The 19,108-nt window shown below is 71.5% G+C and carries 18 protein-coding genes; 10 read left to right on the top strand and 8 right to left on the bottom strand.

What is annotated here, in order from left to right; translation table 11 throughout:
• Window positions 1-7 precede the first annotated feature (7 nt).
• The 6 genes from tpiA to ACFY7E_RS16160 all read left to right on the top strand — a co-directional run bounded on the left by tpiA (window position 8) and on the right by ACFY7E_RS16160 (window position 5,469).
• Window positions 8-784 (top strand): triose-phosphate isomerase, encoded by a 777-nt coding sequence (tpiA, locus tag ACFY7E_RS16185; protein WP_389485217.1) that lies wholly within the window; start codon window positions 8-10, stop codon window positions 782-784.
• Between the two features lie 97 nt (window positions 785-881).
• Window positions 882-1,112 (top strand): preprotein translocase subunit SecG, encoded by a 231-nt coding sequence (gene secG, locus ACFY7E_RS16180; RefSeq protein ID WP_030205174.1) that lies wholly within the window; start codon window positions 882-884, stop codon window positions 1,110-1,112.
• Between the two features lie 77 nt (window positions 1,113-1,189).
• Entirely contained in the window at window positions 1,190-1,525 is a 336-nt protein-coding gene (locus tag ACFY7E_RS16175; protein ID WP_003957010.1) for an RNA polymerase-binding protein RbpA, read from the top strand.
• A gap of 177 nt (window positions 1,526-1,702) precedes the next feature.
• Window positions 1,703-3,364 (top strand): glucose-6-phosphate isomerase, encoded by a 1,662-nt coding sequence (pgi, locus tag ACFY7E_RS16170; RefSeq protein ID WP_389485214.1) that lies wholly within the window; start codon window positions 1,703-1,705, stop codon window positions 3,362-3,364.
• Window positions 3,365-3,373: 9 nt separating this feature from the next.
• Window positions 3,374-3,874 carry a PH domain-containing protein gene (locus ACFY7E_RS16165; protein ID WP_389485212.1) on the top strand — a complete coding sequence of 167 codons (501 nt, stop codon included), beginning with the start codon at window positions 3,374-3,376 and terminating at the stop codon, window positions 3,872-3,874.
• On the top strand, window positions 3,871-5,469 hold the full coding sequence (locus tag ACFY7E_RS16160; protein ID WP_389485210.1) for a PH domain-containing protein: 1,599 nt from the start codon (window positions 3,871-3,873) through the stop codon (window positions 5,467-5,469). The genes ACFY7E_RS16165 and ACFY7E_RS16160 overlap by 4 nt, the downstream gene beginning before the upstream one ends.
• A gap of 34 nt (window positions 5,470-5,503) precedes the next feature.
• On the opposite strand, the gene pgl is transcribed toward ACFY7E_RS16160, so the two are convergent.
• The 5 genes from pgl to tkt are packed head-to-tail and all read right to left on the bottom strand — an operon-like array spanning window position 5,504 to window position 12,181.
• On the bottom strand, window positions 5,504-6,286 hold the full coding sequence (gene pgl, locus ACFY7E_RS16155) for a 6-phosphogluconolactonase (RefSeq protein ID WP_389485207.1): 783 nt from the start codon (window positions 6,284-6,286) through the stop codon (window positions 5,504-5,506).
• Window positions 6,283-7,404: a glucose-6-phosphate dehydrogenase assembly protein OpcA gene (gene opcA / locus ACFY7E_RS16150; protein WP_389485205.1), complete on the bottom strand. Its 1,122-nt coding sequence runs from the start codon at window positions 7,402-7,404 to the stop codon at window positions 6,283-6,285. The genes pgl and opcA overlap by 4 nt, the downstream gene beginning before the upstream one ends.
• On the bottom strand, window positions 7,401-8,933 hold the full coding sequence (gene zwf, locus ACFY7E_RS16145; RefSeq protein WP_383445195.1) for a glucose-6-phosphate dehydrogenase: 1,533 nt from the start codon (window positions 8,931-8,933) through the stop codon (window positions 7,401-7,403). The genes opcA and zwf overlap by 4 nt, the downstream gene beginning before the upstream one ends.
• A gap of 5 nt (window positions 8,934-8,938) precedes the next feature.
• A complete protein-coding gene (gene tal, locus ACFY7E_RS16140; protein ID WP_389485202.1) occupies window positions 8,939-10,057 on the bottom strand; it encodes a transaldolase in 1,119 nt (372 codons plus the stop codon).
• 36 nt (window positions 10,058-10,093) lie between these two features.
• A complete protein-coding gene (tkt, locus tag ACFY7E_RS16135; protein WP_389485200.1) occupies window positions 10,094-12,181 on the bottom strand; it encodes a transketolase in 2,088 nt (695 codons plus the stop codon).
• Window positions 12,182-12,494: 313 nt separating this feature from the next.
• Here tkt and ACFY7E_RS16130 point away from each other — a divergent pair, with 313 nt between their 5' ends.
• On the top strand, window positions 12,495-13,442 hold the full coding sequence (locus ACFY7E_RS16130) for a heme o synthase (protein ID WP_383445202.1): 948 nt from the start codon (window positions 12,495-12,497) through the stop codon (window positions 13,440-13,442).
• Window positions 13,443-13,541: 99 nt separating this feature from the next.
• Window positions 13,542-13,874, top strand: coding sequence for a hypothetical protein (locus ACFY7E_RS16125; protein ID WP_389485198.1), 333 nt, complete (start codon window positions 13,542-13,544; stop codon window positions 13,872-13,874).
• 97 nt (window positions 13,875-13,971) lie between these two features.
• Here the strand turns inward: ACFY7E_RS16125 and ACFY7E_RS16120 are convergent, their stop codons facing one another.
• From ACFY7E_RS16120 to ACFY7E_RS16110, 3 genes are all read right to left on the bottom strand, one after another.
• Window positions 13,972-14,931 (bottom strand): heme A synthase, encoded by a 960-nt coding sequence (locus ACFY7E_RS16120; RefSeq protein WP_389485196.1) that lies wholly within the window; start codon window positions 14,929-14,931, stop codon window positions 13,972-13,974.
• A 72-nt stretch (window positions 14,932-15,003) separates the two neighbouring features.
• Complete coding sequence (locus ACFY7E_RS16115) at window positions 15,004-15,798, bottom strand: ABC transporter permease (protein WP_389485194.1); 795 nt, start codon at window positions 15,796-15,798, stop codon at window positions 15,004-15,006.
• Window positions 15,795-16,736: an ABC transporter ATP-binding protein gene (locus ACFY7E_RS16110; RefSeq protein ID WP_389485191.1), complete on the bottom strand. Its 942-nt coding sequence runs from the start codon at window positions 16,734-16,736 to the stop codon at window positions 15,795-15,797. The genes ACFY7E_RS16115 and ACFY7E_RS16110 overlap by 4 nt, the downstream gene beginning before the upstream one ends.
• A gap of 179 nt (window positions 16,737-16,915) precedes the next feature.
• Between ACFY7E_RS16110 and ACFY7E_RS16105 the strand changes: the two genes are divergently transcribed.
• Both ACFY7E_RS16105 and sufB read left to right on the top strand, forming a co-directional pair.
• Window positions 16,916-17,641: a helix-turn-helix transcriptional regulator gene (locus ACFY7E_RS16105; protein ID WP_389485189.1), complete on the top strand. Its 726-nt coding sequence runs from the start codon at window positions 16,916-16,918 to the stop codon at window positions 17,639-17,641.
• Complete coding sequence (gene sufB, locus ACFY7E_RS16100) at window positions 17,638-19,053, top strand: Fe-S cluster assembly protein SufB (protein ID WP_389485187.1); 1,416 nt, start codon at window positions 17,638-17,640, stop codon at window positions 19,051-19,053. Before ACFY7E_RS16105 ends, sufB begins: the two co-directional genes overlap by 4 nt.
• Window positions 19,054-19,108: the final 55 nt, after the last annotated feature.

Below are 19,108 nucleotides of genomic sequence, written 5' to 3'. Positions count from 1 at the left end.
CCCACCCATGAGCACCCGCACCCCGCTGATGGCGGGCAACTGGAAGATGAACCTCAACCACCTCGAGGCCATCGCCCACGTCCAGAAGCTCGCCTTCGCCCTGACCGACAAGGACCACGACGCGGTCGAGGTCGCCGTCCTGGTCCCCTTCACCGACCTGCGGTCCGTCCAGACCCTGGTCGACGGCGACAAGCTCAAGATCAAGTACGGCGCCCAGGACATCTCGGCGCACGACTCCGGCGCCTACACCGGCGAGATCTCGGGCCTCATGCTGTCCAAGCTGAAGGCGGCCTTCGTGGCCGTCGGCCACTCCGAGCGCCGCCAGTACCACGCCGAGGACGACGAGGTCTGCAACGCCAAGGTGAAGGCCGCCTTCAAGCACGGCATCACCCCGATCCTCTGCGTCGGCGAGGGCCTCGACGTCCGCAAGGCCGGACAGCAGGTCGAGCACACCCTCGCCCAGCTCGACGGCGGTCTGAAGGACGTCCCGTCCGAGCAGGCCGAGACGATCGTGATCGCGTACGAGCCGGTGTGGGCCATCGGCACCGGCGAGGTCGCCACCCCCGAGGACGCCCAGGAGGTCTGCGGGGCGATCCGCGGCCGCCTCGCAGAGCTGTACTCCCAGGAGCTGGCCGACAAGGTCCGCATCCAGTACGGCGGCTCGGTCAAGTCCGGGAACGTCGCCGCGATCATGGCCCAGCCGGACGTCGACGGCGCCCTGGTGGGCGGCGCCGCGCTGGACGCCGACGAGTTCGTCAAGATCGTTCGCTTCCGCGACCAGTGAGTATGCGGTAGCGGAGTTACGTCGTACCCTTGCGGGGGTCGGGCAGGCGCCCGGCCCCCGTCCGTATAAGTCCGAGGAAGTTGGTCCAGCCGTGGTTATGGGGTTCTCGATCGCCCTGATCGTCTTCAGCGCGCTGCTGATGCTGCTCGTGCTGATGCACAAGGGGAAGGGTGGCGGCCTCTCCGACATGTTCGGTGGCGGCATGCAGTCCTCCGTCGGCGGCTCCTCGGTCGCCGAGCGCAACCTGGACCGCATCACCGTCGTGGTCGGCCTGCTCTGGTTCGCCTGCATCGTGGTGCTCGGTCTGCTGATGAAGTTGGACGGGTAACTCCAATCACTGGACGCGCGTTGGGCCTTACGTAGACTGGGGCACCTTCGAGCACCATCACGCAGGGAGTTACGACCGTGGCAAGTGGCAACGCGATCCGGGGAAGCCGGGTCGGAGCGGGGCCGATGGGCGAGGCCGAGCGGGGCGAGTCGGCGCCGCGCCTCCGCATCTCCTTCTGGTGCTCGAACGGGCACGAGACACAGCCGAGCTTCGCCAGCGACGCACAGGTCCCCGACACCTGGGACTGCCCGCGCTGCGGCTTCCCGGCCGGCCAGGACCGCGACAACCCGCCGGACCCGCCGCGCACGGAGCCGTACAAGACCCATCTCGCGTACGTGCGCGAGCGGCGCAGCGACGCGGACGGCGAGGCGATCCTCGCCGAAGCCCTCGCCAAGCTGCGCGGCGAGATCTGAGCACGGTGTGACGGCGTGACGAACGGGCCCCGCCCGCGAACTCTGTTCGCGGGCGGGGCCCGTTCGGCGTCCCCGGAGACCGTACGGGCGCCGCCGCGCCTGCCGTCGCCTCACCGGCCCTCCTGATCAATTAGGTTGGAGGGGCAGCGGGGCAGACACGTACGAGAGAAGTGGGCGATGTCCGAGATGAAGAACGAAGGCCGTACGAGGCTCAACCGGCTGCCCGAGTGGGCGGCCCTCGGCAAGCACCGCGAACAGCTGGGCACGCCCCGGCTGCGCGAGCTGTTCGCCGCCGACCCGACGCGCGGCACCGACCTCACCCTGAGGGTCGGCGACCTCTACCTGGACTACTCCAAGCACCTCGTCACCGACGAGACGCTGACCCTGCTGCGGGAGCTGGCCGCCGCCACCGGCGTGGCCGAGCTGCGCGACGCCATGTTCCGCGGCGAGAAGATCAACACCACCGAGGACCGGGCGGTCCTCCACACCGCGCTGCGCGCCCCCCGCGACGCCGTGATCGAGGTCGACGGGGAGAACGTCGTCCCCGGCGTCCACGCCGTCCTGGACCGGATGGGCGACTTCGCCGACAAGGTCCGCGCGGGCGAGTGGACCGGCCACACCGGAAAGCCGGTCAAGAACGTCGTCAACATCGGCATCGGCGGCTCCGACCTCGGCCCCGCCATGGCCTACGAGGTCCTGCGCTCCTACACCCGCCGGGACCTGACGCTCCGTTTCGTCTCCAACGTCGACGGCGCCGACCTCCACGAGGCCGTCCACGACCTCGACCCCGCCGAGACGCTGTTCGTCGTGGCGTCGAAGACCTTCACCACCATCGAGACCATCACCAACGCCACCTCCGCCCGCGACTGGCTCCTCACCGGCCTCGACGCCGGCCAGGAGGCCGTGGCCAAGCACTTCGTGGCCCTCTCGACCAACGCCGGGAAGGTCGAGGAGTTCGGCATCGACACCGCCAACATGTTCGAGTTCTGGGACTGGGTCGGCGGCCGCTACTCCTACGACTCCGCCATCGGCCTCTCCCTGATGATCGCCATCGGCCCGGAGCGCTTCCGCGAGATGCTCGACGGCTTCCACCTCGTCGACGAGCACTTCCGCACCGCCCCGCCCGAGGAGAACGCGCCGCTGCTCCTCGGCCTCCTCGGCGTCTGGTACGGCAACTTCTTCGACGCCCAGTCGCACGCCGTCCTGCCGTACTCCCACTACCTGTCGAAGTTCACCGCCTACCTCCAGCAGCTCGACATGGAGTCCAACGGCAAGTCGGTGGACCGCGAGGGCGAGCGGGTCGACTGGCAGACCGGACCCGTGGTCTGGGGCACCCCCGGCACCAACGGCCAGCACGCGTACTACCAGTTGATCCACCAGGGCACCAAGCTGATCCCGGCCGACTTCATCGGCTTCGCCCGGCCCGTGGACGACCTGGAGTCCGGCCTCGTCGCCCAGCACGACCTGCTCATGGCCAACTTCTTCGCCCAGACGCAGGCGCTCGCCTTCGGCAAGACGCCCGAGGAGGTACGGGCCGAGGGCGTCCCCGAGGAGCTCGTCCCGCACAAGACCTTCCGGGGCGACCACCCCACCACCACGATCCTCGCCGAGGCGCTCACCCCGTCCGTCCTCGGACAGCTGATCGCGCTCTACGAGCACAAGGTCTTCGTCCAGGGCGCGATCTGGAACATCGACTCCTTCGACCAGTGGGGCGTCGAGCTCGGCAAGGTCCTCGCCAAGCGGATCGAGCCGGTCCTGACGACCGGGGAGGGCGCGGAGGAGCTCGACGGCTCGACCGCCGGCCTCGTCGCCGTCTACCGCTCGCTGCGCGGCCGGTAGGCAGGAGCGGTGAGGGGGGAGGACGCGGTGCGGCTGCGGCCGCCGAGGAACGCCGTGGACGGGCGGGCCGTCACCTGGTGGCGGGCGCGGCTCCTGGCCGCCACCGCCGGACCGGTGGCGGTCCTCGCGGTCCTCGGCGCGCTCGTCGGGCCCGCCAGGACCTGGCTGCTGGTCGCGGCCGGGGCCGTGGCGGTCGCGGGCGCGGCCTGCACCGCGTCCCTCCCCGCCTGGTGGTTCCGGGTGCACCGCTGGGAGGTCACCGACACGGCCGTCTACGTGCGCACCGGAGCCCTCTGGCAGGAGTGGCGGATCGCCCCGATGTCCCGGATCCAGACCGTCGACACCTCGCGCGGCCCCCTGGAGCAGTACTTCCGGCTCGCCACCGTCACCGTGACCACCGCCTCCTCCGAGGGCGCGGTCCGGATCGAGGGCCTCGACCACGAGCTGGCCGCCGACCTGGCCGAGCGGCTGACGGCCGTCACCCGGGCCACGCCCGGGGACGCCACGTGAACGAGCCGGTACCGGAGGGGGAGCGGGGGCTCGACGCGCCCGGGGAGGAGCGGCGGCGCCCCGGCGCGTCCGAGGGGGAGTGGCGGCGGCTCGACCGGCGTACCCTCCTCGCCACCGCCGCCCTCCTCTGCGGAGTGGCCGGTGGCGCCGGGCTCCCCGTCGCCCTCGGTCTCGCCGGCTCCCGGCCGCTCTGGCAGGCCCTCGGCTGGGTCCTCGCCGGAGCCCTCCTCCTGGTCCTCGGAGGCACCGGGGCCGACTCCGTCCGCCTGCGCCGCACCCGCTACCGCGTCGGCCCCGAGCGGGTCGACCTCCACACCGGCCTGCTCCACCTGAAGCGCCGCTCCCTGGCCCGCGAGCGCATCCGCAGCGTCGACCTCACCGCCAACCCCCTCCAGCGCGTCCTCGGCCTGGTCAAGGTCCGCATCGGGACCGGCGAGCACAGCGGCGGCGACGCCGCGCTCGAACTGGATCTGGTCGCCCGCGCCGAGGGCGAACGGCTCCGCCGCGCACTCCTCACGCGGGCCGCCGTGCCCGAGGACCCCCGGCACGACGGCGCCCTCGCCGCCCTCGATCCGCGCTGGATCCGCTACGCCCCCGTCTCCTTCCTCGCCCCCGCCCTCGGCGGCGCCGCCGCCGGAGCGGTCATGCAGGTCAGCGAGTGGTTCGGCGCCCAGGGCGAGGTCATCGACTGGATAGGGGAGCGCTTCAGTTCCGTCGCGATCCCCTGGACGATCCTCTGGCTGGTCCTCCTCGCCACCGCCGTCGGGGCCGTCGGCGCCCTCGGCCTGTGGGTCGAGATGTGGTGGAACTACCGCCTGGAGCGCGAGCCCGGCGGCACCCTGCGCGTCACCCGGGGCCTCCTCACCGCCCGCTCGGTCTCCATCGAGGAGCGCCGGCTGCGCGGGATCGAGCTCGTCGAACCGCTCGGCGTGCGCCTCTTCGGGGCGGCCCGCGTCGACGCCGTCGCCACCGGCCTGGCCGAGAAGGACGAGGACAGGCACGGCGACCTCAAGAACCTGATACCGGCCGTCCCCCGCCCGCTGGCCGACCGGGTCGCCGCCCGGGTCCTGCGCGAGCCCGAACCGCCCACCGGGGCACCGCTCGCCGCCCACCCCCGGGCCGCCCGGAACCGGCGGACCCGCTGGGCCCTGTGGAGCGTCCTGACGCCCGCCGCGCTCCTCGCCGTCCTCGGCCTCGCCCTCACCCCGGTCCTGCTGTACGCGGCGGCCGGCTGGACCGTCGTCCTCACCCCGCTCGCCCTGCTCCTCGCCCGCGACGCCCACCGGAACCTCGGACACGGCGTCAGCGGGCCCTATCTGGTCACCCGTTCGGGTACGGTCCGGCGGGCCACGGTCGCCCTCCAGCGCTCCGGCGTCATCGGCTGGACCGTCAAGCAGTCGTACTTCCAGCGGCGCGCCGGCCTCGTCACCCTGGTCGCCACGACGGCGGCCGGATCGGGCGCGTACGCGGTCCTCGACGCGGGCCGGAGCCAGGGCCTGGCCTTCGCCGCCGAGGCCGTACCGGGTCTCCTCGCGCCCTTCCTGGAGCCCGTGGGAGTGCCGGACACACCGGAGGCCCGGTCCACCGAGGGGTGAACCGGGCCTCCGGGGCCGTGCCGGCCGGGGAAGGTCAGGCCGTGGCCGGCGGGTACAGGCTCCGCGGCAGCTCCGAGGCCGCCGCCGCGTCCAACAGCCACAGCGTGCGCGAACGACCGAGGGCGCCGGCCGCCGGGGCCTGCACCTCGCCCGCGCCCGACAGCGCGATCGCCGCCGCCTTCGCCTTGTCCTCACCGGCCGCGAGCAGCCAGACCTCCCGCGCCGCCCGGATCGCCGGGAGCGTCAGCGAGATCCGGACCGGCGGCGGCTTCGGCGCGCCGCGCACCCCGACCACCGTCCGCTCGCTCTCGCGCACGGCCGGCAGCTCGGGGAAGAGCGAGGCCACGTGCGTGTCGGGACCGACGCCCAGCATCAGCACGTCGAACGCCGGCACGCCGCCGTGGTCGTCGGGTCCGGCCGCGGCGGCCAGCTCCTCCGCGTAGGCAGCGGCGGCGGCCTCGACGTCGTCGCCGTACGGCCCGTCCGAGGCCGGCATGGCGTGCACCCGCGCGGGGTCCAGCGGCACCCGGTCGAGCAGCGCCTCACGGGCCTGGGTGACGTTCCGCTCCGGGTCCCCGTCGGGCAGGTACCGCTCGTCGCCCCACCACAGGTCGAGCCGCGACCAGTCGACCGCGTCCCGCGCGGGCGCCGAACCGAGCGCCGCGAGCAGGCCGTTGCCGTTGCGTCCGCCGGTCAGCACCACCGAGGCGGAGCCCCGGGCGGCCTGGGCGTCCACGATCCGGGTGATCAGCCGGGCCGCGGCGGCCTGCGCCATCAGCTCCTTGTCGCGGTGGACGACCAGCTGAGGGGCGCTCACTTGGCCGCCGCCTTCCTGGCCGGGGCCTTCTTCGCTGCGGACCTGGCGGCGGGAGCGGCCTTCTCCCCGGAAGCGGCCTTCTCCCCGGAAGCGGCCTCCTCCTCGGAAGCGGCCTCCTCCCGGGGAGCGGCTTCGGAAGCGGCCCCGGTCGTCCCGGCCTCCTCCTCCGGCTCGGGCGCCGTGACCGCCGCCCGCTCGTCGAGCCGCCCGACGCCGAACTTCAGCGCCGCCGCGTAGGTGTCGTCCGGGTCGAGCCGGCGCAGCTCCTCCGCGATCAGCTCGGCCGTGTCGCGGCGCTTGAGCGCCACCCCGCGGTCCGGCTGCCCCTCGATGGAGAGCGTGGCGAGCGACCCGTCCGGCCGGTCTAGCACGATCGGCCCGCAGTCGGTCTCCAGGCGTACGGAGGTGAGGCCGGGCCCCGCCGACTTCGAGCGCCGCACCGGCACCTTCAGCCGGTCCGCCACCCACATGGCGAGCAGTTCCACGCTCGGGTTGAACTCCTCGCCCTCCACCTCGGCGGCGTCGACCTCGCACGCGACCTGGTCGAGCGCGGCGGCGAGCATCGACCGCCACGGGGTGATCCGGGTCCACGACAGGTCCGTGTCGCCCGGGGTGTACGTCTCCGCCCGCGCCGTCAGCTCCTCGATGGGCTGTTCGGCGGCGTACGTGTCGGTCACCCGGCGCTGGGCGAGCGCGCCCAGCGGGTCCTTCGCCGGGTCGGTCGGCGCGTCCACCGGCCACCAGACGACGACCGGGGCGTCGGGGAGCAGCAGCGGCAGCACCACCGACTGGGCGTGGTCGACGACCTCGCCGTACAGCCGGAGCACCACCGTTTCGCCGGCGCTGGCGTCGGCGCCGAGGCGGACCTCGGCGTCGAGCCGTGCCTTGGCGCGGTCCCGCGGCGAGCGCGAGACCCTCTTGATGACGACGAGGGTCCGCGAGGGGTGCTCGCGGGACGCCTCGTTGGCCGCCTTGAGCGCGTCGTAGGCGTTCTCCTCGTCGGTGACGATGACGAGGGTGAGCACCATGCCGACGGCCGGCGCGCCGATCGCCCGCCGCCCGAGCACCAGCGCCTTGTTGATCTTCGAGGACGTGGTGTCCGTCAGGTCGGTCTTCATGGCCGGCGCCAGCTCCTGCCGTCTCGTGCGAGCATCTCGTCCGCCTCGACCGGGCCCCAGGTCCCGGACTGGTACTGCGCGGGCTTGCCGTGCTCGTCCCAGAACCTCTCGATCGGGTCGAGGATCTTCCAGGACAGCTCGACCTCCTCCACGCGCGGGAAGAGGTTCGAGTCGCCGAGCAGGACGTCGAGGATGAGCCGCTCGTACGCCTCGGGGCTGGACTCCGTGAAGGACTCGCCGTACGCGAAGTCCATCGACACGTCCCGGATCTCCATCTGGGTGCCGGGCACCTTGGAGCCGAACCGCACCGTCACGCCCTCGTCCGGCTGCACCCGGACGACGATGGCGTTGCGGCCGAGCTCCTCGGTCGCGGTGTGGTCGAAGGGGGAGTGCGGGGCGCGCTGGAAGACGACCGCGATCTCGGTGACGCGGCGGCCCAGCCGCTTGCCGGTGCGCAGGTAGAAGGGGACGCCCGCCCAGCGGCGGTTGTCGATCTCCAGCTTGACGGCCGCGTAGGTGTCCGTCTTGGAGTTCGGGTCGATGCCGTCCTCCTGGAGGTAGCCGACGGCCTTCTCGCCGCCCTGCCACCCGGCCGCGTACTGGCCGCGGACCGTGGACGCGCCCAGGTCCCTGGGCAGCTTCACCGCGCCGAGGACCTTGGTCTTCTCGGCGGCCAGCGCGTCGGCGTCGAAGGAGGCGGGCTCCTCCATCGCGGTCAGCGCGAGCAGCTGGAGCAGGTGGTTCTGGATGACGTCACGGGCGGCGCCGATGCCGTCGTAGTAGCCGGCCCGGCCGCCGATGCCGATGTCCTCGGCCATGGTGATCTGCACGTGGTCGACGTACGACCGGTTCCAGATCGGCTCGAAGAGGGTGTTGGCGAAGCGGAGCGCCAGGATGTTCTGGACGGTCTCCTTGCCGAGGTAGTGGTCGATCCGGAAGACCTCGTGCGGCGGGAAGACCTCGTGGACGACCTCGTTGAGCTCCTTGGCGGAGGCCAGGTCGTGCCCGAAGGGCTTCTCGATGACCGCGCGGCGCCAGGACCCGTCCCTCTGGTCGGCGAGCCCGTGCTTCTTGAGCTGCTGGACGACCTTGGGGAAGAACTTCGGGGGGACCGACAGGTAGAAGGCGAAGTTGCCGCCGGTGCCCTGGGCCTTGTCCAGCTCCTCGACGGTGGTCTTCAGCTGCTCGAAGGCCTCGTCGTCGTCGAAGTCGCCCTGGACGAACCGCATGCCCTGGATCAGCTGCTGCCACACCTCCTCGCGGAAGGGGGTGCGCGCGTGCTGCTTGACGGCCTCGTAGACCTCCTGCGCGAAGTCCTCGTCCTGCCATTCGCGCCGGGCGAAGCCGACGAGCGAGAAGCCCGGCGGCAGCAGGCCGCGGTTGGCCAGGTCGTAGACGGCGGGCATCAACTTCTTTCGGGACAAATCGCCCGTGACGCCGAAGATCACCAGACCCGACGGCCCCGCGATGCGCGGGAGCCGTCGGTCTGCGGCGTCACGGAGCGGATTGCCTCCGTGGGCTGCGCTCAAGGTGGTTACGCCTCCGAAGGTGCGAGGCGCTTCAGCTCCGCCTCGGTGGACTTGAGCAGGTCGGTCCAGGACGCCTCGAACTTCTGGACGCCCTCCTCCTCCAGGAGCTGGACGACCTCGTCGTAGCCGATGCCCAGCTTCGCGACGGCCTCCAGGACCGCGCGGGCGTCGTCGTACGTGCCCCGGATGGTGTCGCCGGTGACCTCGCCGTGGTCGGCGGTGGCCTCCAGGGTGGCCTCGGGCATGGTGTTGACCGTGCCGGGGGCGACCAGGTCCACGACGTACAGGGTGTCCTTGTACGCCGGGTCCTTGACGCCGGTCGAGGCCCACAGCGGACGCTGCTTGTTGGCGTGCGCCTTGTCCAGGGCGGCCCAGCGCTCGGAGGAGAAGACCTCCTCGTACGCCTCGTAGGCCAGCCGGGCGTTGGCCAGGGCGGCCTTGCCCTTGAGCGCCTTGGCCTCGTCGGTGCCGATGCCGTCCAGGCGCTTGTCGATCTCCGTGTCCACGCGGGAGACGAAGAAGGAGGCCACCGAGTGGATCTTGGAGAGGTCCAGGCCGCGCTCGCGGGCCTTCTCCAGACCCGCCAGGTAGGCGTCCATGACCAGGCGGTAGCGCTCCAGGGAGAAGATCAGCGTCACGTTGACGCTGATGCCCAGGCCGATGACCTCGGTGATCGCCGGCAGACCCGCCTCGGTGGCCGGGATCTTGATCAGCGCGTTGGGCCGGTCCACCAGCCACGCCAGCTGCTTGGCCTCGGCGACCGTGGCCTTGGTGTCGTGCGCGAGGCGGGGGTCGACCTCGATGGAGACCCGGCCGTCCTGGCCGTCGGTCGCGTCGAAGACCGGGCGCAGGATGTCGGCGGCGTCGCGGACGTCCGCCGTCGTGATCATCCGGATCGCCTCCTCGACGGTCACCCGGCGGGCCGCGAGGTCGGAGACCTGCTGGTCGTAGCCGTGACCCTCGGAGATCGCCTTCTGGAAGATCGACGGGTTGGTGGTCACCCCGACCACGTGGCTCTGGTCGATCAGCTCCGCCAGGTTGCCGGAGGTGATCCGCTGGCGCGAGAGGTCGTCCAGCCAGATCGCGACGCCTTCGTCGGAGAGGCGCTTGAGTGCGTCTGTCATGAGAGTTGCATCTCCAATAAGTCGTACGTATCGGGGTCAGCGCGCGGCGGCGTCGATCGATTCCCGGGCGGCGGCGGCGACGGCCTCGGGCGTGAACCCGAACTCGCGGAAGAGGACCTTCGCGTCGGCCGAGGCGCCGAAGTGCTCCAGGGAGACGATCCGGCCGGCGTCGCCGACGTACTTGTGCCAGGTCAGGCCGATGCCGGCCTCGACGGCGACCCGGGCGCGGACCGACGGCGGCAGGACGGAGTCCTTGTACGCCTGGTCCTGCTCCTCGAACCACTCCACCGAGGGCATCGACACCACCCGGGTGGGCGTGCCGGCGGCCTGGAGCTGCTCGCGGGCCTCGACGGCCAGGTGCACCTCGGAGCCGGTCGCGATCAGGACCACCTCCGGCTCGCCGCCTTCGGCGTCGAACAGCACGTAGCCGCCCTTGACCGTGTCCTCGTTCGGCGCGTACGTCGGCACGCCCTGGCGGGTGAGCGCCAGACCGTGCGGGGCGCCCTTGCCGTACACCTTGGTGTGGCGCTGCATGATCTCGCGCCAGGCCAGGGCCGTCTCGTTCGCGTCGGCCGGACGGACCAGGTTCAGCCCCGGGATCGCGCGCAGCGAGGCCAGGTGCTCCACCGGCTGGTGCGTCGGACCGTCCTCGCCCAGACCGATCGAGTCGTGGGTCCAGACGTAGGTGACCGGCAGGTGCATCAGGGCGGACAGCCGCACCGCGTTGCGCATGTAGTCGGAGAACACCAGGAAGGTGCCGCCGTAGATCCGCGTGTTGCCGTGCAGCGCGATGCCGTTCATCTCCGCGGCCATCGCGTGCTCGCGGATCCCGAAGTGGATCGTGCGGCCGTACGGGTCGGCCTCCGGCAGCGGGTTGCCCGCGGGCAGGAACGACGACTCCTTGTCGATCGTCGTGTTGTTCGACCCGGCGAGGTCGGCCGAGCCGCCCCACAGCTCCGGAACGACCGAACCGAGCGCCTTGAGGACCTGGCCCGAGGCGGCACGGGTGGCCACGCCCTTGCCCGGTTCGAAGACCGGCAGCTTCTCCGCCCAGCCCTCGGGCAGCTCGTTGGCCTGGATGCGGTCGAACTCCGCCGCCCGCTCCGGGTTGGCCGTACGCCACTCCGCGAGCTGCTTCTCCCACTCCACGCGCGCCTCGCGGCCCCGCTCGCCGAGCGCGCGGGTGTGCCCGATGACCTCGTCGGAGACCTCGAAGGTCTTCTCCGGGTCGAAGCCCAGGACGCGCTTGGTGGCCGCGACCTCCTCGTCGCCGAGCGCCGAGCCGTGGGCGGCCTCGGTGTTCTGCGCGTTCGGGGCGGGCCAGGCGATGATCGAGCGCATCGCGATGAACGACGGGCGCTCGGTCTCGGCCTCGGCGGCGCGGATCGCCGCGTAGAGCCCGGCCGGGTCCAGGTCGCCGTTCTCCTGCGGCTCGACGCGCTGCACGTGCCAGCCGTACGCCTCGTACCGCTTCAGCGTGTCCTCGGACACGGCCGTCTCGGTGTCGCCCTCGATCGAGATGTGGTTGTCGTCCCACAGCAGGATCAGGTTGCCGAGCTTCTGGTGGCCGGCCAGCGAGGACGCCTCCGAGGAGATGCCCTCCTGGAGGCAGCCGTCACCGGCGATCGCGTAGATCCGGTGGTCGAACGGCGAGGTGCCGGCCGGCGCCTCCGGGTCGAACAGACCGCGCTCGAAGCGGGCGGCCATCGCCATGCCCACGGCGTTGGCGACGCCCTGGCCCAGCGGACCGGTGGTCGTCTCGACGGCGGCGGTGTGGCCGTACTCCGGGTGGCCCGGGGTCTTCGAGCCCCAGGTGCGGAAGGCCTTCAGGTCGTCCAGTTCGAGACCGAAGCCACCCAGGTAGAGCTGGGTGTAGAGGGTCAGGGACGAGTGGCCGGCGGAGAGCACGAACCGGTCGCGCCCGACCCACTCGGGGTCGGCCGGGTCGTGGCGCATCACCTTCTGGAAGAGGGTGTACGCGACGGGCGCCAGGCTCATCGCCGTACCGGGATGGCCGTTGCCGACCTTCTGTACGGCGTCCGCGGCCAGGACGCGGGCGGTGTCTACGGCCCGCTGGTCCAATTCGGTCCACTCGAGGTCTGTGGTGGTCGGCTTAGTGCTCACCCTGGGTCAGGGCTCCTCTCCACATGTTATGAAGCCGGTGACTGAGGGTGTACCGGCGGTGTCGAGCCTACCCCCGCCGGACGGCCCTCTTTTCGTGCTCATGCCCCTCAAATGAGCGCACACAGCAAGACTGCCGGTGGCCGTGGGACTTCGCCTCCCGAACGCGGTCCACCCCTGGGGACCTACCCCTTCAACACGACCCCACCCCCGCGAAGACCGGCGTCTGGGCAACGTCTAGAGTGGCGTGGTACGCGCAAGCCCCGTCCCGCTCCCACGCGGGGGGCTTGCTGGGATTTCTCTGTCAGGGGTGTGCGTGACGGCCGTCGAGTCCCGACCCGCAGGGGTCGTCTTGACTCCCAGCCCGGGGGGCCATCGGCCGTTCGGGGCCCGCGTCAAGGCATTCGTGGCGCTGACCAAGCCGCGGATCATCGAACTGCTGCTCATCACGACCGTCCCGGTGATGTTCCTCGCCGAGCAGGGCGTGCCGAACCTCTGGCTGGTGCTCGCCACCTGCTTCGGAGGCTATCTGTCGGCGGGCGGCGCGAACGCGCTCAACATGTACATCGACCGCGACATCGACGCCCTGATGGACCGCACGTCCCAGCGTCCACTGGTCACCGGCATGGTCTCGCCGCGCGAGGGCCTGGTCTTCGGCCTCACCCTCGCGGTGGTCTCCACCCTCTGGTTCGGTCTGCTCGTCAACTGGCTCTCCGCCTGGCTCTCGCTCGGCGCGCTCCTCTTCTACGTGGTCGTCTACACGATGATCCTCAAGCGGCGGACCGCGCAGAACATCGTCTGGGGCGGCATCGCCGGCTGCATGCCGGTCCTCATCGGCTGGTCGTCGGTGACGAACTCGATGTCCTGGGCCGCCGTCATCCTCTTCATGGTCATCTTCTTCTGGACGCCGCCGCACTACTGGCCGCTGTCGATGAAGGTCAAGGAGGACTACGCGCGCGTGGGCGTCCCCATGCTGCCGGTGATCGCCTCCAACAAGGTCGTCGCCCGGCAGATCGTGGCCTACAGCTGGGTCATGGTCGTCGTCTCGCTGCTGCTCACCCCGCTGGGCTACACGGGCTGGTTCTACACCGCCGTGGCGCTGCTCACCGGCGGCTGGTGGCTCTGGGAGGCGCACGGGCTGCTGAACCGGGCCAAGGACGGCGCGACGGGCGCCAAGCTCAAGGAGATGCGCCTCTTCCACTGGTCCATCACCTACGTCTCGCTGCTCTTCGTGGCGGTCGCGGTGGACCCCTTCCTCCGCTGACGCGCCAAGGGAACCGCTCGGCCGACGGCCGGGCCGGGTGGGAAACGCCACGCGGCCCGGCCGTCGCCGTTCGATCTACCCATCGGTAGCATCCCTGGCATGGCAGACACGAAGGCAGACACGAAGAAGGACGAGCGCAGGGTCGCCCGGCTCGCCAAGCAGATCCAGGCCTTCTCCAAGGAGCACGGCGGCTCCGAGGGACACCTGGAGCACATCGGCCAGGCGGGCACCCGGATCGTCCTCGTCGGCGCGGACGGCCTCTGGGGCGACCTGGTCGCCCCGACGTACGCGGTCGCGGAGCAGGCCGCCGGGAAGGCCGGGCTGACGCTCCACGAGGAGTTCGACGGCGAGTTCGCCGCGAAGGTCGTCACCGGTCCGTACGAGTGGACCCGGATGGCGGGCATCCAGATCGGCGGCCCCTCCGACCGCTGAAGCGGCGGACGCGCACGTACGAAAGGGCCCACCGGCTCGCGGGAACCGGTGGGCCCTTCTCGTGTGCGCGGAAGGCGTACGGGAGCGGGCGGGGGCCTCAGGCCGTCGCGAGCTCCGGGTCGGTCCGGACCGGGGCCGCCGGCGTGCTCGGCGGGCGCTCGCGCATGCTCAGGGCCAGCCGCAGGACCGCGATCCACATCAGCGAGGAGCCGAGCATGTGGGCGGCGACCAGGATCTCGGGGACCCCGATGAAGTACTGGACGTAGCCGATCGCCCCCTGGGCGAGGAGCACGATCAGCAGGTCCCGGGCGCGGGCCCGGGTGTCGGCCGGGGCGTCCACCATGCGCAGGACCAGCCACATCGCGACCGCGAGCGCGCAGACGACCCAGGCGGCGATCGCGTGCAGGTGCGCGGCGTTCGTCCAGTCCCAGGGCATGCGCGGGACGTCGCTGCTGTCGCCGGCGTGCTTGCCGGCGCCGGTCACGGTGGTGCCGAGCGCGATCAGCAGGCCCGAGACGACCGTGATCGCCCAGGACAGCCTGCGGACCGGGCGCGGCACGCGCGGGCGGGGGGCGGTGTCGCCCTCGCCGGTCCGGTGCCAGGTGACGACGGCGACCGTGAGCAGCGCGTTCGCGGCGAGGAAGTGGCCGGCGACCGTCCACGGGTTGAGACCCATCCACACCGTGATGCCGCCGAGGACGGCGTTGCTCAGCACGATCCAGAACTGGACCCAGGCGAGCCGGGTGAGGCCGCGCCGGCGCGGCTTGACCGAGCGGACGGTGATGATGGCCCAGCCGACGGCCGCCGACAGGACGTACGTCAGCATCCGGTTGCCGAACTCGATGGCGCCGTGGAGGCCCTGCTCGGGCGTGGCGAAGAGGCTGTCGTCCGTGCACTTGGGCCAGGTGTCGCAGCCGAGGCCGGAACCGGTCAGCCGGACCGCGCCACCCGTGACGATGATGAGCACGCTCATCACGACGGCGGAGAGCGCGGCGCGCCGGAGCGTCCGGGGGGACGGGGTCCAGCGCCTGGCGATGAGGGCGAGGGGGTTCAGCACGGGCCTATCGTAGGACGGCGCTTGTGCGCGCTTTCACGAGGGGGGCGTATGTGGCCGAACGGAACCTTACGGTTACTCCCAGCGGAAGAACCTCGCCGCCGCCCCGAGGCCCAGGACCGCCCACACCGCGAGGACCAGCGCGTCGCCCCACGGCATCGACGCCCCGCCCTGGAGGACGTCCCGCAGGCCGTCCGAGAGGGCCGAGATCGGCAGCAGGGCGAGCACGTCGCCCGCGGCGCCGAACTTCTCCAGGGGCACGATCACCCCGCCGCCCACCAGGAGCAGCAGGAAGGCCAGGTTGGCGGCGGCCAGGGTGGCCTCGGCCCTCAGCGTGCCGGCCATCAGCAGCCCGAGGCCGGAGAAGGCGGCCGTGCCCAGGACCAGGAGCAGCAGGACCGCGAGCGGGTTCCCGTGCGGGGACCAGCCGAGCGCGAGCGCGATCGCCGTCAGGAGCGCGATCTGGAGGACCTCGGTGACCAGGACGGAGAGCGTCTTGGCGGTCATCAGGGCCCAGCGGGGGAGCGGCGAGGCCCCCAGGCGCTTGAGCACCCCGTACCGGCGCTCGAAACCGGTCGCGATGGCCTGGCCGGTGAAGGCGGTGGACATCACGGCGAGCGCGAGGACGCCGGGGGCGAGGAAGTCGACGGGCTTCCCGGCCCCGGTGTCGACGACGTCGACGGTGGAGAACAGCACCAGGAGCAGCGAGGGGATGATCACCGTCAGGAGCAGCTGTTCGCCGTTGCGCAGCAGCATCCTGGTCTCCAGGGCGGTCTGCGCGGCGATCATCCGCCCGACGGGGGCGGCGCCGGACCGGGGGGAGTAGGTGCCGGTGCCGGCGGACTTCGAGAGGGGGGCACCCGTGCTCATGACCTCAGCTCCTTGCCCGTGAGCTCCAGAAAGACGTCTTCGAGGGTGTGGCGCTCGACCGCGATGCCGTCCGGCATCACGCCGTGCTGGGCGCACCAGCTGGTGACCGTGGCGAGGAGCTGCGGGTCGACGCCGCCGGTGATCCGGTACGTGCCCGGGAGCGTCTCCGCCGCGGCCGTGCCGTCCGGGAGCGCCTTGAGCAGGGAGCCCAGGTCGAGCCCGGGGCGGCCGGTGAAGCGCAGGGTGTTCTCGGCGCCGCCGCGGCACAGCTCCTCGGGGCTGCCCTGGGCGGCGATCCGGCCGGCGTCGACGATGGCGACGTCGTCGGCCAGCTCCTCGGCCTCCTGCATGAAGTGCGTGGTGAGGACGGTGGTCACCCCGTCGGCGCGCAGCTCGCGGACCAGGTCCCAGGTGGCGCGCCGCGCCTGCGGGTCGAGGCCGGCGGTGGGCTCGTCGAGGAAGACGAGCTCGGGGCGGCCGACGACGGCCATGGCGAGCGCGAGGCGCTGCTGCTGGCCGCCGGAGAGCCGCCGGTAGCTCGTACGGCCGCAGGAGCCGAGGCCGAGCCGCTCGATCAGGGCGGCCACGTCCAGCGGGTGGGCGTGCAGCTTCGCCATGTGGCGGAGCATCTCGTCGGCGCGGGCGCCGGAGTAGACGCCGCCGGACTGGAGCATGACGCCGATCCGGGGGCGCAGGGCGGCCGCGTCGGCGACCGGGTCCAGGCCGAGGACCCGGACGGTGCCGCCGTCGGGTCTGCGGTAGCCCTCGCAGGTCTCGATCGTGGTGGTCTTGCCGGCCCCGTTGGGACCCAGGACGGCGGTGACGGTGCCGGCCCGTACGTCGAGGTCGAGGCCGTCGACGGCGGTCCTGTCTCCGTACCGCTTGACCAGGCCGCGGACCTGGACGGCGGACTCGGTCGTGGGGGGCTTCCCGTGCATGCCGGAAGTCTAGAGAGCGCCCGGCGGTCCCCCGGTCGCGGGGCCCGAAGAGTGGTCGAATTCATCCCATGAATGATCATCTTTCCAGGTCAGGTAAGCCTTGCCTGAGTGATGCACGGCACCGCCCGCGCGTCGGGTGCCGCTTGTCACTCCCCGATTAATTACGCAACAATGGTGTTGTGAAAAACGTGGGAGCGGCTCCGATGGAGGAACTGGCGACCCGGGAGCGCTCCACGCGCAACCGGGTCGCCCGGTCGATCCTCGACCACGGGCCTTCCACCGTCGCCGACCTCGCCGACCGGCTCGGCCTCACCCAGGCCGCCGTCCGCCGCCACCTCGACTCGCTGGTGGCGGAGAACGTCGTCGAGGCCCGCGAGAAGCGCGTCTACGGCAACCGCGGCCGCGGCCGCCCCGCCAAGGTCTTCGTGCTGACCGACTGCGGCCGGGACGCCTTCGACCAGTCGTACGACTCGCTCGCCGTCGAGGCGCTCCGCTGGATCGAGCGCAACGCCGGGGGCGAGGAGGCCGTCGCCGCCTTCGCCCGGGACCGGATCGAGAGCCAGGGAAGCGCGTACCGAGAGGCCGTCGAGGCGGCCGAGCCCGCGCGGCGGACCGAGGCGCTCGCCGGCGCCCTCACGGCGGACGGGTACGCTGCCACTGCGCGGAACGCGCCGGTCGGCCAGCAGCTCTGCCAGCACCACTGCCCGGTAGCCCACGTCGCCGAGCAGTACCCCCAGCTGTGCGAGGCGGAGACGGAGTTCTTCTCCCGCCTCCTGGGAACGCACGTCCAGCGTCTGGCCACCATCGCGCATGGTGACGGCGTCTGCACCACGTTCATCCCGCACGGCGCCCCACAGACCACCGAATCAGCATCCGCACGTACGGCCGGGAGGAACCCCGCATGACCACCGAGATCAGCCACCCCGAGCTTGAGGGCCTGGGTCGGTACGAGTACGGCTGGGCCGACTCGGACGCGGCCGGCGCCACCGCCAAGCGCGGTCTGAACGAAGACGTCGTCCGCGACATCTCCGCGAAGAAGAACGAGCCCGAGTGGATGCTGAAGCTGCGCCTCAAGGGTCTGCGGCTCTTCGGCAAGAAGCCCATGCCGACCTGGGGCTCCGACCTCTCCGGCATCGACTTCGACAACATCAAGTACTTCGTGCGCTCCACCGAGAAGCAGGCCGCTTCCTGGGAGGAACTGCCCGAGGACATCAAGAACACGTACGACAAGCTCGGCATCCCCGAGGCGGAGAAGCAGCGCCTCGTCGCCGGCGTCGCCGCCCAGTACGAGTCCGAGGTCGTCTACCACCAGATCCGCGAGGACCTGGAGGAGCAGGGCGTCATCTTCGTCGACACCGACACCGCCCTGAAGGAGCACGAGGAGCTCTTCAAGGAGTACTTCGGCACCGTCATCCCGGTCGGCGACAACAAGTTCGCCTCGCTGAACACGGCCGTGTGGTCCGGCGGCTCCTTCATCTACGTGCCGAAGGGCGTGCACGTCGAGATCCCGCTCCAGGCCTACTTCCGCATCAACACGGAGAACATGGGCCAGTTCGAGCGGACGCTGATCATCGTCGACGAGGACGCCTACGTCCACTACGTCGAGGGCTGCACCGCCCCGATCTACTCCTCGGACTCGCTGCACAGCGCCGTCGTCGAGATCGTCGTCAAGAAGGGCGGCCGCTGCCGCTACACGACCATCCAGAACTGGTCGAACAACGTCTACAACCTGGTGACCAAGCGCGCCGTCGCCTACGAGGGCGCCACCATGGAGTGGGTCGACGGCAACATCGGCTCCAAGGTCACCATGAAGTACCCGGCCGTCTACCTCATGGGCGAGCACGCCAAGGGCGAGACCCTGTCCATCGCCTTCGCGGGCGAGGGCCAGCACCAGGACGCCGGCGCCAAGATGGTCCACATGGCCCCGAACACCTCCTCCAACATCGTCTCCAAGTCGGTGGCGCGAGGCGGCGGCCGCACCTCCTACCGGGGTCTCATCGAGATCGGCGAGGGTGCCCCGGGCGCCAAGTCCAACGTGCTCTGCGACGCGCTGCTCGTCGACACCATCTCCCGCTCCGACACGTACCCCTACGTGGACGTGCGCGAGGACGACGTCTCCATGGGCCACGAGGCCACCGTCTCCAAGGTCTCCGAGGACCAGCTCTTCTACCTGATGAGCCGCGGCCTCACCGAGTTCGAGGCGATGGCGATGATCGTCCGCGGCTTCGTCGAGCCCATCGCCAAGGAGCTCCCGATGGAGTACGCGCTGGAGCTCAACCGGCTGATCGAGCTGCAGATGGAGGGCTCGGTCGGCTAAGGCCCTCCGCCCACCCGCAGCGACCGTTTCCCCGTACGCAGGAAGAGAGCAACAC

This window comes from Streptomyces sp. NPDC012825 (assembly GCF_042900925.1).
Lineage (GTDB): Bacteria > Actinomycetota > Actinomycetes > Streptomycetales > Streptomycetaceae > Streptomyces.
The sequence above is the reverse complement of the archived record's forward strand: the minus strand, read 5'-3'. Positions and strand labels throughout refer to the sequence as shown.